Origin of the sequence: Aeromonas sp. Y289-2, assembly GCF_027705925.1 — a bacterium.
Lineage (GTDB): Bacteria > Pseudomonadota > Gammaproteobacteria > Enterobacterales > Aeromonadaceae > Aeromonas > Aeromonas veronii.
In genome coordinates, this window is sequence record NZ_JAPDCH010000006.1 from 254547 (window position 1) to 269438 (window position 14892).

General features: G+C 57.1%; 10 protein-coding genes. 5 read left to right on the top strand and 5 right to left on the bottom strand.

Annotated features, from left to right (window positions below; genetic code table 11):
• Positions 1 to 57: 57 nt before the first annotated feature.
• The 3 genes from OKC43_RS11895 to barA all read right to left on the bottom strand — a co-directional run bounded on the left by OKC43_RS11895 (position 58) and on the right by barA (position 4266).
• Positions 58 to 945 (bottom strand): N-acetylmuramoyl-L-alanine amidase, encoded by an 888-nt coding sequence (locus tag OKC43_RS11895; RefSeq protein ID WP_236272248.1) that lies wholly within the window; start codon positions 943 to 945, stop codon positions 58 to 60.
• 34 nt (positions 946 to 979) lie between these two features.
• On the bottom strand, positions 980 to 1459 hold the full coding sequence (locus OKC43_RS11900) for a DUF1456 family protein (protein ID WP_005343323.1): 480 nt from the start codon (positions 1457 to 1459) through the stop codon (positions 980 to 982).
• Positions 1460 to 1548: 89 nt separating this feature from the next.
• Complete coding sequence (barA, locus tag OKC43_RS11905; RefSeq protein WP_236272247.1) at positions 1549 to 4266, bottom strand: two-component sensor histidine kinase BarA; 2718 nt, start codon at positions 4264 to 4266, stop codon at positions 1549 to 1551.
• 153 nt (positions 4267 to 4419) lie between these two features.
• On the opposite strand from barA, the gene rlmD reads away from it, so the two are divergent.
• The 5 genes from rlmD (at position 4420) to eno (ending at position 12228) form a co-directional block, all read left to right on the top strand.
• A complete protein-coding gene (gene rlmD / locus OKC43_RS11910) occupies positions 4420 to 5742 on the top strand; it encodes a 23S rRNA (uracil(1939)-C(5))-methyltransferase RlmD (protein ID WP_236272246.1) in 1323 nt (440 codons plus the stop codon).
• Positions 5743 to 5973: 231 nt separating this feature from the next.
• On the top strand, positions 5974 to 8187 hold the full coding sequence (gene relA / locus OKC43_RS11915; protein ID WP_005335588.1) for a GTP diphosphokinase: 2214 nt from the start codon (positions 5974 to 5976) through the stop codon (positions 8185 to 8187).
• A 73-nt stretch (positions 8188 to 8260) separates the two neighbouring features.
• A complete protein-coding gene (gene mazG, locus OKC43_RS11920) occupies positions 8261 to 9058 on the top strand; it encodes a nucleoside triphosphate pyrophosphohydrolase (protein ID WP_236272245.1) in 798 nt (265 codons plus the stop codon).
• Positions 9059 to 9199: 141 nt separating this feature from the next.
• On the top strand, positions 9200 to 10837 hold the full coding sequence (pyrG, locus tag OKC43_RS11925) for a glutamine hydrolyzing CTP synthase (RefSeq protein WP_005343329.1): 1638 nt from the start codon (positions 9200 to 9202) through the stop codon (positions 10835 to 10837).
• Positions 10838 to 10926: 89 nt separating this feature from the next.
• Positions 10927 to 12228 carry a phosphopyruvate hydratase gene (eno, locus tag OKC43_RS11930; RefSeq protein ID WP_005335583.1) on the top strand — a complete coding sequence of 434 codons (1302 nt, stop codon included), beginning with the start codon at positions 10927 to 10929 and terminating at the stop codon, positions 12226 to 12228.
• A gap of 63 nt (positions 12229 to 12291) precedes the next feature.
• On the opposite strand, the gene OKC43_RS11935 is transcribed toward eno, so the two are convergent.
• On the bottom strand, positions 12292 to 13113 hold the full coding sequence (locus tag OKC43_RS11935; protein ID WP_236272244.1) for an alpha/beta fold hydrolase: 822 nt from the start codon (positions 13111 to 13113) through the stop codon (positions 12292 to 12294).
• 326 nt (positions 13114 to 13439) lie between these two features.
• A complete protein-coding gene (locus OKC43_RS11940; protein WP_236272243.1) occupies positions 13440 to 14405 on the bottom strand; it encodes a hypothetical protein in 966 nt (321 codons plus the stop codon).
• Positions 14406 to 14892 lie beyond the last annotated feature (487 nt).

Sequence of the window (14892 nt, forward strand, 5' to 3'; positions counted from 1 at the left end):
TGTTTGATAGTTAATGGCTATCAAACAGTACGCAGCAACGGGGGCAATGGATGAGGATTAGGGGAAGTATTTTTCCAGCAGCGCCATCAGGATGGCCTGACACTCGCGGTCCGGTTTGCTATCGACCTTGCTTGCGCGAAAGTGGAGCTGAAAGGCGCCCATGACGGCGCGGCTCTGCTCATCCCACTGGCCGCTCCGGGGCAGGCCATAGCCATAGCGGGCCAGCTGCTGCTGCCACATGGCCGCATCCCAGTCGGGCAAAGGGCTGGCCAGTAGCTCGGCCACCCGACCTTCATCTGGCCAGGCGCCGACTCCGTACGTCAGATAGAGCTGGCGCCAGGGGAAGTGGGGGCCGGGATCCTGCTTGCGCTCGGGGGCGACATCGCTGTGGCCTAGCACCTGAGTCGGTGGAATCTGGTAGCGGGCGACCAGCTCCCGGCTGAGGGCGCCGACGGCAGCAATCTGCTGCGGGGTATAGGGTTGCCAGCGCCGCGCATCGGGGGCCAGCGGCTCATCTTCCGCTGGATAGCCGAGGTTGACGATCTCGATGCCAAGGGAGCTGGCATTGAGCCCGGCATATTGGTGCCAACGGCTGCGTCCGGCATGCCAGGCGCGTGCGTTGTCCGGCACCAGCTGATAGACGGTGAACGGTGTCTCGTGGCTGTCGCGGGGGATCAGGTAGTGGGCGCTCACCTTGTGCTCCGGCTCGGTCAGCAGGCGCAGGGAGTTGGCATCATCTTCGTCGGTGTAGTGGAGGATCAGAAAGGCGATCCGCTCGTTCTGGTTGGCGCTCTGATAGCGGGTAGAGAGCTGGTATTCGGACGGGGTGCAGGCACCCAGTAGCAGAACCAGTGGCAGCAAGAAGAGGGGAAGAAGACAGCGCCAGCGCCATCCCCCTGCCGCAGCCAGGCTGCTGAACGTGGGAGGAGTGAGTCGCTGGCACATGTCGAAGGTCCGGTCTGGTCAGTCGCGCGGCTGGTCAGCCGCGGTATTTGGCCGTGAGACCGATCAGGAAGTTGCGCAGGATCTGATCCCCGCAATCCTGATAGTGCTTGTGATCCTTGGAGCGGAACAGGGCACTGAGCTCGGACTTGGAGAGGTTGAAGTCGGCGAGTTTGAGGGTGCCGAGCATATCCTCTTCCTTGAAGTTGAGACCGATGCGCAGCTTGCGCAGGATCATGTTGTTGTTGATCCGGTTTGGGATCACCTGGGGCGGTGCATCTTCGCGCACGCCGCGGCGGGCGATGATGAAGCCGTCGAGGAACTGGCTCAGGGCCGAGTCGGGACAGGCGACATAGCCTGCCTCTTGCTCTTCACCTTCCGCCGCCTCTTTCATCAACCAGCTGTGCAGCTGGGCGTGAGTGACCGTCAGGTTGCCCTTGGCAAACATCTCGACCATCTGGTCGTTGCTGATGGTGAGGGCGTAGCGCAGACGGCGCAGAATATCGTTGTTGGTCATGCTGACTCCTGTGTAAACGGCGCAACTTTACCATCTGGCGGCCCTCGCGTCAGAAAAAGCGGGGGCCGATACAGTTCAGGTCAAGCTCATCAAGCCTTGCCGAGATAGCGGGGCGCCTCCTGGCGCACCAGTTCCAGCGCATCTTGCAGCTCCAGCAGCTCGGGTTCCAGCTCGCTCACCGGCACGCCGTCACGCAGCTGTTGTTCAAGCTGGGAGAGCAGCCGTTGCAGCCCCGGCACCCCGGAATAGGCACAGCCACCGTTGAGGCGATGGAGCTGGGCCAGCACCTCGCTATCTTCAATTTCGTCCGCCAGCGCGCTATCCAGCACAGGCTCCACCTCGTCGAAACTGGCCAGCAGCATGGTCAGCATCTCTCTGGCGAGATGCTCTTTCCCTGCCGCTTGCCGCACCGCCAGTGCCCAGTCGATCTGCTGGGCACCATTATTCTGGTGGCGGCGATGGGCAAAGTCGGTGATGAGCTGGGCCAGCATGCTCTCGTCGATGGGCTTGGCCAGATAGTCGTCCATCCCCTGCCGGATCAGTCGCTCCCGTTCGCCGGGGATGGCGTGAGCGGTCACCGCCACGATCGGGGTGGTGGTGTTGAGGGACTGGTTGCGGATCGCCTGGGTGGCACTGATGCCATCCATGATCGGCATCTGGATATCCATGAAGATCATGTCGAACGGCTGGCTCTGGGCCTGCTTGACCGCCTCCTTGCCGTTTTTGCACACCACCACCTGACTCACCATCTCCTTGAGCATGGCGGCGATCAGCTTGAGGTTGGCGGCGTTGTCGTCCACCGCCAGCACCTTGATCGGCTGCAACTGGCGCGGCGCAGGCTGAGCAGGCAGCTTCTGGCGGCTCGACTCCGGCGAGAGCAGGGCGTGCAGCAGCTTGCGGTGGTTGACCGGTTTGGAGAGACAGTGCTGGGCGCCATGGGCCAGCATCGCTTCATAGAGCGCCGGCTCGTGGCTGCTGAGCAGTACTATGGTGTTCTGCTGCTGGCCGTTCAGTTTGTCGAGACGGCCGAGCACTTGCTGCGGCGTATGCAGGGTGCTGCTGCCGATGATCACCATCTCCTGCTCGCTCATCTCGGGCCAGGGATCATCGCTGGTCAGTGGGTGCACGTCGAGGTGCCACTCCGCCAACAGGGCGAGCAGGGAGGCTTGCGCGAAGGGATCCGGTTCCAGCAGCCAGAGCCGTTTGCCACGGATCCGATCCAGCGGCAATTGATCGGTCTGGGGCAGGGGGGAGACCTCTACATCCAGACTGAACGAGAAGATTGAGCCCTTGCCGAGCTCCGATTCAAAGCGGATCTGGCCGCCCATCTGCTGCACCAGCTTCTGGGTGATAACGAGGCCCAGGCCCGTGCCGCCATAACGGCGGGAGATGGATGAGTCGGCCTGATTGAAGGCCTGGAACAGCTGATGTTGCTGCTCTTGGGAGATGCCGATGCCGGTATCGCGGATCTGGACGTTGAGCCTCACCTTGTGGTTGCCACTGCCGGTCTGCTCGATATGGACATCGACGTTGCCCTGTTCGGTGAACTTGATGGCGTTGCCGGTGAGGTTGGTCAGCACCTGTTGCAGACGCATGGGGTCGCCGGTGAGGTAGTCCGGCACATCGGCATCCACCCGCAGGGAAAGCTCCAGCTGCTTGTCGTGGGCGCTGGGGCCGAGCAGGTGCATGGTCTCGTTGAGGGTGTCGCGCAGGCTGAACGGGATATGTTCCAGCTGCAGTTTGCCCGCTTCCAGCTTCGAGAAGTCGAGGATGTCGTTGATGATGCCAAGCAGGTTGCGCGCCGATTTCTCGATGGTCTGCATGTAGTCGGTCTGGCTCGGGGTCAGGCTGGTTTTCAGCAACTGGCGGGTAAAACCGATGACCCCGTTGAGCGGGGTACGCAATTCGTGGGACATGTTGGCCAGAAACTCCGATTTGACCCGCGCCGCCTCCTGCGCCCGCTTCTTGGCCATGTCGAGCTCGACGTTCTGGATCTCTATCTGCTCGAGGGTTTCGCGCAGGTCAGAGGTGGCCTGATCGATATTCTGCTGCATCTCTTCGTGATATTCGGAGAGCGCCTTGGCCATGGCGTTGATGCCGTTTTTCAGCATATCCAGCTCGCCGGTGAGCTGGCCGCTGACCCGGGTATCGAGCCGCCCCTCCCTGATCTTGTGCACCGCCTGCACCATGTTGGTGATGGGCTGGGTCACGCTCTTGACCAGACGGAAGCCAAACAGGGTACTGAAGGCGACCCCGATGAGCACCATGATCACCGCAAAGAAGGTGTCGCGGTATTGCAGCAACATGGCCCTGTCGGTCGCCATCTGCATCGAGATGTAGCCGATCATCGGGGGCTCCACATCGCTGGGCAGCGGGAAGCCATCCAGACTGGTTTCAGCCTGGATCGGGGTGCGCAAAATGATGTCGTCCCCCTGAAACGTCACGCTGGTCAGATCCGGAATAGGCTCGCCATCGGGCAGTCTGAGTCGGGTGAAATCCCGGTGATAGTTCGAGGTAACGAACAGCTGGTTGTCCTGGGTGAAGACCGCGATGGACTTGATGAAGGGGGAGTTCTTGCGGTGGGTCAGGCCAATCAGCCGCTTGAGGGATTCGCGACTGTGCTGTGTCATCCCGTATTCACTGGCGATCGCCAGCGGTTCGATGATGTTGATCCCCTGATCAATAAGGTTGTTTTCCAGCTGCTGGTAGCGGTGGAAAGTGAAGTAACCGGCCATCAGGCCACCGATGATCAGGGTCGGCAGGATGGTAAAGGCGAGAACGCGTGCTCTCAGGCCATATTTGGTCATACGAACAGGCCACCAGTGAACAGGGTTGGCGATAGGGTTGATGGCAATACACGGGCTCTGTGGCCGTATTTGGTCATACTATTATTCTTGTGGGACAATACCCGGCAGCAGATTCCACAATCATGACATAGCCACCTATAGGCACCAAGTTTTATGGCCCAGTTTTTCAAGCCCCAAAAGAAGTCCACCCAGCTCCAACGCATTGAATTTACGATAGACACCCTCGATCACCACTGCGTCGGTATCGGTCGCCATCAGGGCAAGGCGATCTTCGTCGAAGGGGCGCTGCCCGGCGAGACCGTCAAGGCACGCATCACCGAAGAGAAAAAGCAGTATGGTCACGCCGCCTTGCAGCAGGTGGTGACCCCGGCAGCCAACCGTATCGCCCCCTTCTGCAGCCACTATCGCGAGTGCGGCGGTTGCAGTGCCCAGCACATGTCGGTTGCCGATCAGCAAGCCGCCAAGGCGGCCGGACTGGTCAGCCTGTTCGAGCGGTTGGGCAACATCAAGGCGCCTGCGCTGGAGCCGGTACTGACCGGTGAAGATCGTGCCTATCGCCGGGTCTGTCGTCTGGCCATCAAATTTGACAAGAACGGTCGCTGCACCCGGGTCGGTTTCCGCCGCCGCAACAGCAACGATCTGGTGGAGATCGACAGTTGCCCTGTGCTGGCCGAGCCGCTCTCTGCGTTGATAGCCCCGCTGTGTGAATGCCTCAATCGCCTCAAGAGCCAGCGCGAGCTGGGCCATGCGGAGCTTATCCAGGCCGAGCAGGGGATCATGATGCTGCTGCGCCATACTGGTCGCCCTAATGAGGCGGATCGCGCCCTGCTGGTGGAGTTTGCAAAAGCGCAGGGGATCGACCTCTATCTGCAGGCGGCCGATGATCGCATCGAAGCGCTGCAGCAACAATTTTCCCCATCCTATTCGCTGGATGGCCTGTCTCTTGCATTTGCTCCCGGTGATTTCATTCAGGTCAACGGCCCCATCAACCAGAGCATGGTTGAGCAGGCGCTGACATGGCTCGGGGCAAGCAAGGATGACAAGGTGCTCGATCTCTTCTGCGGTATCGGCAACTTCACCTTGCCGCTGGCCCGTCAGGCTCGCGAAGTGGTGGGTGTGGAAGGTGAACTGGCCATGGTGCAGCGGGCCGAAGAGAACGCCCGTCGCAATGGCATCACCAATGCCCGTTTCTACAAAGCCGACCTGAGCGATGACATCGTCGGCATGTCCTGGGCGCGGGAAGGGTTTGATCTGGTGCTGCTGGATCCGGCTCGCCCCGGCGCGCTGGAAGTGATGGGACACGTCGTGAAACTTTCACCCAAGCGGGTGGTCTACGTCTCCTGTAACCCGGTCACCCTGGCGCGGGACAGTCAGGTACTGGTGAAAGGGGGTTATCGTCTGGTGCGCCTCGGCATGCTCGACATGTTCCCTCACACCGGTCATCTGGAGTCCATGGCGCTGTTTGAACGGGAGTAAATGACTCATCAGTTCGGCGATGCGGATATGTAATCTGGCGTGTCTGCGGCTGTTTGAGCTGATGTGATTGGGGTAATCTAGACCCTCGTCGTTCGGCAGGGCCTGTTGGCGCACTCTATTGTCTTTCTGGACAATATGCCTTGAAAAGTGCGCTGGATATCCCCATTTGAGGCAATCTCATGAGGGGAGAAAGTGACAGCTTTCGGCCCGATAATTTAAAGGATTGATACCATGGTTGCGGTTCGCGATATTCATTTGAAAGACAACTTCACCCTGGAAGAGTGGGTCAGCTCGCTCTCCTTGAGTGACAGTGAAAAGGATCAGCTGCGAACCGTCTACCAGTATTGTCTGACGCTCGGTGACGAGGCGCTGACCAGCAAGCTGCTGGTGCGCGGCATCGAAATGGTGGGCATCCTGCAGATGCTCAGCATGGATATCGGCACCCTCAAAGCGGCCATCATCTACCCCTTCGTCGAAGCCGGTCTCATCAGCCAGGAGCGGATGGACGAGGACTTCGGCTCCAAGATCGCCAAGCTGGTGGAAGGGGTGCTGGAGATGGAGGCCATCCGCTCCCTGCAAACCCTCCATCGCAGCGAAACCTCGCCGGAGCAGGTCGACAACGTGCGTCGCATGTTGCTCGCCATGGTCGAGGATGTACGCGCCGTGGTGATCAAGCTGGCGGAGCGGATCGCCTGCCTGCGGGAAGCGAAGACGGCAGATGAAGAGACCCGGGTGCTGATGGCCCAGGAGATCACCAACATCTATGCGCCGCTCGCCAACCGTCTGGGCATCGGCCAGCTCAAGTGGGAGCTGGAAGATCTCGCCTTCCGTTACCTGCACCCGGATACCTACAAGCAGATCGCCAAGCAGCTCGATGAGAAGCGGCTCGACCGCGAGCGCTACATCCGCGAGTTTGTGCAATCCCTGCGTAATGGCCTGAAAGAGGCGGGAGTTGACGCCGAGGTTTACGGCCGACCGAAACACATCTACAGCATCTGGCGCAAGATGCAGAAGAAGCACCTCGAATTCAACGAGTTGTTCGACGTGCGCGCGGTGCGGGTAGTGACCAAGCGGCTGCAGGATTGCTATGCGGCGCTCGGTATCGTGCATACCCAGTTCCACCACATTCCTCGCGAGTTTGACGACTATGTCGCCAACCCCAAACCCAACGGCTATCAGTCGATCCACACCGTAGTGGTGGGGCCGGAGGGCAAGACGGTCGAGATCCAGATCCGTACCGACCAGATGCATCAGGACGCCGAGCTCGGCGTCGCGGCGCACTGGCGCTACAAGGAAGGGGCACAGGCTGGCGGCAAGGCCAACACCTTCGAAGACAAGATCGAGTGGCTGCGCAAGCTGCTCGCCTGGCAGGAAGATCTCTCCGAGAGCGGCTCCCTGCTGGAAGATCTGCGCAGTCAGGTGTTCGAGGACAGGGTCTACGTCTTCACCCCGAAAGGGGATGTGATCGACCTGCCGGCGGGCGCCACCCCGCTCGATTTTGCCTATCACGTCCACAGCATGATCGGTCACCGTTGCATCGGCGCCAAGATTGACGGCCGCATCGTGCCGTTCACCTACGCGCTGCAGACCGGGGATCAGGTGGAGGTGATCACCCAGAAAGAGCCCAACCCGAGCCGCGACTGGATGAACCCCAACGCCGGCTTCCTGCGCTCCAGCCGGGCGCGGGCCAAGGTGGCGACCTGGTTTAGAAAACTGGATCGGGACAAGAATATCGTGGCCGGTCGCGAGCTGTTCGAGAAGGAGCTGGATCGCCACAATCTCAGCATGTCCAAGATCGACAAGGGCAACATGCTGCGCCGCTTCAATCTGGAGAGCACCGACGATCTGCTGGCCGGTATCGGCAGCGGCGATATCCGCATCAACCAGGTGCTCAACTATCTCGACACCTGTTACAACAAGCCGACGGCGGAAGAGGAAGATCGCCGACTGCTGGAGAAGCTGGAGCAGAAGGCCAATGCGCCGATGCGCCACAAGCCCAAGGATCACATAGTGGTGGAAGGGGTCGGCAACCTGATGACCCATATTGCCCGCTGCTGCCAGCCGATTCCGGGGGACTCCATTCAGGGCTTTATCACCATGGGGCGCGGCGTATCCATCCACCGGGAAGATTGCGAGCAGCTCAAGGAGTTGTCACGTCGCAACCCCGAGCGGCTGATCGATGCGGTGTGGGGGGAGAACTACTCCGGCGGCTACGGCCTCACCATCCGGATCATCTCCAACGATCGCTCCGGCTTGCTGCGTGATATCACGACCGTGCTGGCCAACGAGAAGATCAATGTGATGGGGGTGCGCTCACGCTCCAACGTGCGCGAGCAGACAGCCGAGATCGACATGGAGCTGGAGATTTACAACATCAACGCCTTCAACCGGGCGTTGGCCAAGCTCAGTCAGCTCAACGATGTGATCAGCGCCAAGCGGCTTTGATATCGAACCGACCGGCCCCAGTGGCCGGTCTGCATTTACGACCCTTTTTGAACGAATTGAAAGCGAATATCCCATGTCCCAACGTTACGATCTGCCCCAACTGCTCGATATCATGGCTCGTCTGCGTGATCCGCAAAACGGCTGCCCCTGGGATCTGAAACAGGACTTCCAGAGCATAGTGCCGCACACCCTGGAAGAGGCCTACGAAGTGGCCGATGCCATCGAGACCGAGGATTGGCTGGGGCTGAAAGGGGAGTTGGGCGACCTGCTGTTTCAGGTGGTGTTTTACGCCCAGCTGGGTAAAGAGCGGGGCTTGTTCGACTTTGCCGATATCGTCGATACGGTGAGCGAAAAGCTCATTCGCCGTCATCCCCACGTTTTTTCCGATGCAGACCTTGGCGACGAGAAAGCGGTAAAAGCGAACTGGGAGGCGGAAAAGGCCAAAGAGCGGGCGGCCCTCGACAAAGAGAGCGTGCTGGACGATATCCCGCTCTCGCTGCCTGCCCTGACTCGCGCCGCCAAAATTCAGAAACGCTGCGCCACCGTCGGTTTTGACTGGAAGACGTTGGGGCCTGTGGTGGACAAGATCCACGAAGAGATCGACGAGGTGATGGAAGAGGCATTGATGGCCGATGTGGACGAGGCGAGGGTGAGCGATGAGCTCGGTGACCTGCTGTTTGCCACCGTCAATCTGGTGCGTCATCTGGGCAAGGATCCGGAGCAGGTACTGCGAGGCGCCAACGCCAAGTTCGAACGTCGTTTTCGTCAGGTTGAGCAGATAATCGCCGCAGAAGGCTTGAAAATGACCGATTGCACCCTCGAAAAGCTCGATGCCGCTTGGGATAAGGCGAAGGAAACCGAGCAAAGTTGATTTGGCGCAAGATGGGGGGGCGGTGAGCCTGATAGATTTTTGCTCATTGTTTGGGAGAGGGGTTTTTGGTATACTGTTTCCCCGTCCTGCTTCATCCCCGAAGCACCCCTTAAAATTCCCTAAACTTCTTTCAGGTTCAGCATGACGACCAAATATATTTTTGTTACTGGTGGCGTTGTTTCATCCCTCGGCAAAGGCATTGCCGCAGCTTCTCTGGCAGCCATTCTGGAAGCCCGTGGTCTGGATGTGACCATCATGAAACTGGACCCGTACATCAACGTGGATCCGGGCACCATGAGCCCGACCCAGCATGGTGAAGTGTTCGTAACCGAGGACGGGGCCGAAACCGATCTGGATTTGGGCCACTACGAGCGTTTCATCCGCACCAAGATGACCCGTCGCAACAACTTTACCACCGGCCGTATCTACGCCGACGTACTGCGTAAAGAGCGTCGTGGTGACTATCTGGGCGCCACCATTCAGGTTATCCCGCACATCACCAACGCCATCAAAGAGCGGGTGATTGCCGGTGCCGAAGGCCATCAGGTTGCCATCGTCGAAGTGGGCGGTACCGTGGGTGACATCGAGTCCCTGCCGTTCCTCGAAGCCATTCGTCAGCTGGCTGCCGAAGTGGGCCGCAACAACGCCATGTTCATGCACCTGACGCTGGTTCCTTACCTGGCTGCGGCCGGTGAAGTGAAGACCAAGCCGACCCAGCACTCCGTCAAAGAGCTGCTCTCCATCGGTATCCAGCCGGATGTGCTGATCTGCCGCTCCGACCGTGCCATTCCGGCCAACGAGCGCGCCAAAATTGCCCTGTTCTGCAACGTGCCCGAGCGCGCCGTCATCTCCATGAAAGACGTCGACTCCATCTACAAGATCCCGGCACTGCTGAAATCCCAGAACCTGGACTCCTACTTCACCGAGCGTTTCGGTCTGGAGTGCAAGGAAGCCGATCTCTCCGAGTGGGAACAGGTTATCTACGAAGAGGCCAACCCGACTGGTGAAGTGACCATCGGTATGGTCGGCAAGTACGTCTCCCTGCCGGACGCCTACAAGTCCGTCAACGAGGCGCTCAAGCACGGTGGTCTCAAGACCCGTCACTCCGTCAACATCAAGTACATCGACTCTCAGGATATCGAGACCCGGGGCGCCGAGCTGCTGGAAGGTCTGGACGCAATCCTGGTGCCGGGCGGCTTCGGTGAGCGCGGTGTTGAAGGCAAAATTCTGGCTGCCCAGTATGCCCGCGAGAACAAGATCCCCTACCTGGGTATCTGCCTCGGCATGCAGGTTGCCATGATCGAATTCGCTCGCAACGTGGCGGGCATGGAAGGGGCTCACTCCTCCGAATTCAAGAAAGATTGCGCGTACCCGGTCGTCGGCCTCATCACCGAGTGGGTTGATGAAGAGGGCAACATCGAGACCCGTACCGAGAAGTCCGATCTGGGCGGTACCATGCGTCTGGGTTCCCAGCTCTGCCACCTGGTCGAAGATTCCAAGGTGCGTCAGATGTACGGCAGCCCGACCATTTACGAGCGTCACCGTCACCGTTACGAAGTAAACAACAAGCTGCTGCCGCAGATTGAAGCGGCAGGTCTGAAAGTGACCGGTCTCTCCGCCGACAAGAAGTTGGTGGAAATCATCGAGATCCCGGATCACCCCTGGTTCGTGGCTGCGCAGTTCCACCCGGAGTTCACCTCTACTCCTCGTGATGGCCACGCTCTGTTCGCCGGTTTTGTGAAGGCGGCAGGCGAGTATCAGAAGCGTAATTTGAAGTAATTGAAAATAAATGCGGTTGGGGCACTGTGCCACAGCCGCTTTTTTTGGCATATTTTTGTTGTTTTTTTACGAAACCTGAGGAAATACACATGTCCAAGATCGTTAAAGTGATCGGTCGTGAAATCATCGACTCCCGTGGTAACCCGACCGTTGAGGCCGAAGTTCACCTGGAAGGTGGTTTTGTTGGTATGGCAGCCGCTCCGTCTGGCGCGTCCACCGGTTCCCGCGAAGCGCTGGAACTGCGTGACGGCGACAAGAGCCGTTTCCTGGGTAAAGGCGTGCTGAAAGCCATCGAAGCCGTAAACGGCCCGATCGCTCAAGCTCTGCTGGGTAAAGATGCCAAGGACCAGGCCACCGTTGACCAGATCATGATCGACCTCGACGGTACCGAGAACAAATCCAAGTTCGGCGCCAACGCCATCCTGGCTGTTTCCCTGGCTAACGCCAAAGCTGCCGCTGCTGCCAAAGGCATGCCGCTGTACGCCCACATCGCCGAGCTGAACGGCACCCCGGGTGTTTACTCCATGCCGCTGCCGATGATGAACATCATCAACGGTGGTGAGCACGCCGACAACAACGTCGACATCCAGGAGTTCATGATCCAGCCGGTTGGCGCCAAGACCCTGAAAGAAGCCGTTCGCATGGGCGCAGAAGTGTTCCACAACCTGGCCAAAGTGCTGAAGTCCAAGGGCTACAACACTGCAGTTGGTGACGAAGGTGGTTTCGCTCCGAACCTGAAATCCAACGCCGAAGCGCTGGAAGTTATCGCTGAAGCCGTTGCCGCTGCCGGTTACAAACTGGGCACCGACATCACCCTGGCTATGGACTGCGCTGCTTCCGAGTTCTACGACGCAGAGAAGAAAGAGTACAACCTGAAAGGCGAAGGTCGTGTCTTCACCTCCAACGGTTTCTCCGACTTCCTGGCTGACCTGACCACCAAGTTCCCGATCGTCTCCATCGAAGATGGCCTGGACGAATCTGACTGGGAAGGTTTCGCCTACCAGACTGCTGAACTGGGCAAGAAAATCCAGATCGTTGGTGACGACCTGTTCGTAACCAACACCAAGATCCTGAAGCGTGGTATCGACAACGGCATCGCCAACTCCATCCTGATCAAGTTCAACCAGATCGGTTCCCTGACCGAAACTCTGGCTGCCATCAAGATGGCCAAAGACGCTGGCTACACTGCCGTCATCTCCCACCGCTCCGGTGAGACCGAAGACGCGACCATCGCCGACCTGGCTGTTGGTACCGCTGCTGGCCAGATCAAGACCGGTTCCATGAGCCGTTCTGACCGTGTTGCCAAGTACAACCAGCTGATCCGTATCGAAGAAGCTCTGGGTGCCAAAGCTCCTTTCCGCGGTCTGAAAGAAGTTAAAAACCAGGCTTAATTTACTGGTTTGCCAGCCTCGGCTGGAATGAAAAAAAACCGGAACCCAAGGGTTCCGGTTTTTTTATGCCTGCTGTTCAAGCCAGCGTTGCAGATGCTGCACAAACAGCGCGGGCTGCTCGATGGGGTAGAGGTGCCCAGCGTGCGGCACCTGCAAGCGCTCGCAGGCGGGAATGGCGTTGCCAATAGCCTCACAGACCAGCGCAAACAGCGCTCTGGTATCTGCGCCCTGCACGATACAGGTGGGCATGTTGAGCATGGCAAGGCGTCCGGATGACCAATCTGGTCGCTCGCTCTGGCTCAACTGCTTGGGAAGGCTATCGGCTTCTGCCAACTGCGCCTGCTGCCACTTGAGCGGTTGTGCAGCAAAATAGCCTGCATGACCACCCGAACCATCGATCAGGGTCGCCACGGCCTCTTGCAGCAAGCTTTCCCCAACCTGGCCAAATACGGGGCCAAACATGGCACCGGCATCTGTCATAAAGGCAGCGATCCCCTGTTCATCGAGGGCTCCCGGGCAGCCTGGCTCCACCAGATAGAGGCTTATGAATTGTTCCGGAGCCATCAGGGCAGCGGTCAGGGCAACATCCGCCCCGTATGACCAGCCCGCCAGATGTACTGGCCCGCACGGCAATTGTTCCAGCAGGGCAAGCAGATCACTGGCGTGGGTCTCCAGACCAAATGGCCCGTTTTTGCCCGCCTCGCCAAAGTGGCGCAGGGTGGGAGCATAGACGGTGTAGTGACGTGAGAGCTGCTCGATATGTTCGAGCCAGAGGGTGTGGTTGGCCAGCGCGCCATGGATCAGCAGCAACGGCTCGCCCGAACCGGCCTGCAGGCAAGGCAGCGGGCTGTCATTGACGATAAAGGTGTGAGTCTGTGATTGCATATCAACGCCTCCCCGGCGTGTCATAAGAGCGGAAGAGTATATGACAAGCGCCCTGTAGCCGGTAAGTGGCCTCTTTCAGGCTGGCGCTAGCCACTATAAGCAAAAGTTGGGTCATTATCAGAAAACCCATAAATCCAGCTTATAGTGGCACCGACGAGCCTTGGGTTGCATCAGGGTGACTGATACAAGCCCCGCAAGGGGATCTTCCGATTACTGGTGATGTATTGGCGGGGATATTCGCGATTGTCCGAATACGCTGCGCTATTCGAACCTACGGGCTGCAAACCGACAATGCCACGTGTGCCAAGTCCCTCTTTAACGCTTTGTTAGGCATTTTTTGTGAATATTTCTACATATTCAATATCCTTAAGGTACACATTACATACAATAGGACCTATCGCTGACATTAATATGCCAATTTGACCACCTTTAAAATTGCCGCCTGACAAATGGCTGGAGGTAGCAAGAAAGCCTAGCATTTGATCATTATTGGAAGTATGAATTACCGGAGTAAATACTTCATTTGGTATGGAGATATTGTATTCAGCATTACTTGTTCCACTTTTTGATATAATCCTAGCTCCTACGCGCTGTCTACCACTGGATCTATATGAACTATCAAAATCATGAAATAACACAGGAATCAACAAATCTTGCGTTTCAATATCATTGTTCAAAAATTTTTGAGGTTGAAATGAGCTTTTGGGTTTCCAAATTAACCTTAACTCTCTTTGTGCTGCATATTCTTTTGGTTTTACAAAAGCAGCATTCATATTTTTTTGTATAAAGTAATTCGTTGGATCATAAGGAGTAGCACTTGTTGCAAAAAAATCTCTACCTATATACTGGCATTCCTGCGCTTCAACCCATTCTAAAGTAGATTCATAATAAGAAGAGATTCGCCTAATATACTCACCTACGTCTGTTATCAAGATACAACTCTGCTTGCCTTCTGAAATAGCCCACGTTAGTGAATCTGACAAAAAATACTTAGTACAACAGAAAACGAAGACATCACTAACTGCAATTTCAACAGCTTCAGGGTAAGCATGGCGGTTATTTTGCTCGTAGAAATCACACACAGAAGTAGCTATAGAGTTGTGGAGAGTCACAATCCCCTCTTTTTCATCTAAAATTTGCCCACTAAATCTCGATGAGTCTCGAAATACGGAAATGTTAGATAAGTGTACATTCCCATTTTCTAGCATCAATCGTGCATGATCCTTTTCTTGAAATTTAAATGCTGGGAAAATGTAAGTGCACTCTCCATTATTAAGTTCAAAAATACTCATACTTTATCCAAATGCCTAACAGTGATTAGATGGAAGGCGGTACTAATCCGTTAGCAGAGAATTCCATATAACCCCGTAACATTTTCACCGCCTAAAAGTAAAAATAATTATTAAATCATAATATTATCATCTTTCTTCTAAATAGCTGTTCCGAATAGTAGATCACTGTACTCGTAGTGTTTCTACAAGTGACATGTTGCACACATCGTCGCTGAGTCTTGTCACTTCAGGTGTTGCCGTCAGATTACATAAACTCCTTACCCCACAAGGCTTCCGACAAGATGTTGAGTGGGTAGTAGGCAATGCTAGCTTATCCATTCCATCCGGCATGGCTACCGCCCCTGAATTTCAGCCTCCAGTCTGCTGCGGTTCACCAACGGGATGGGGTTGGCATGGCTCATGGGAGACTCCGGTAATCCCCCCATTTTTTGGAGCACTCAAAAGTAGAGGTCATGCGGCCTGTGCCAAGCGCTGTTTCGGCGTGTAG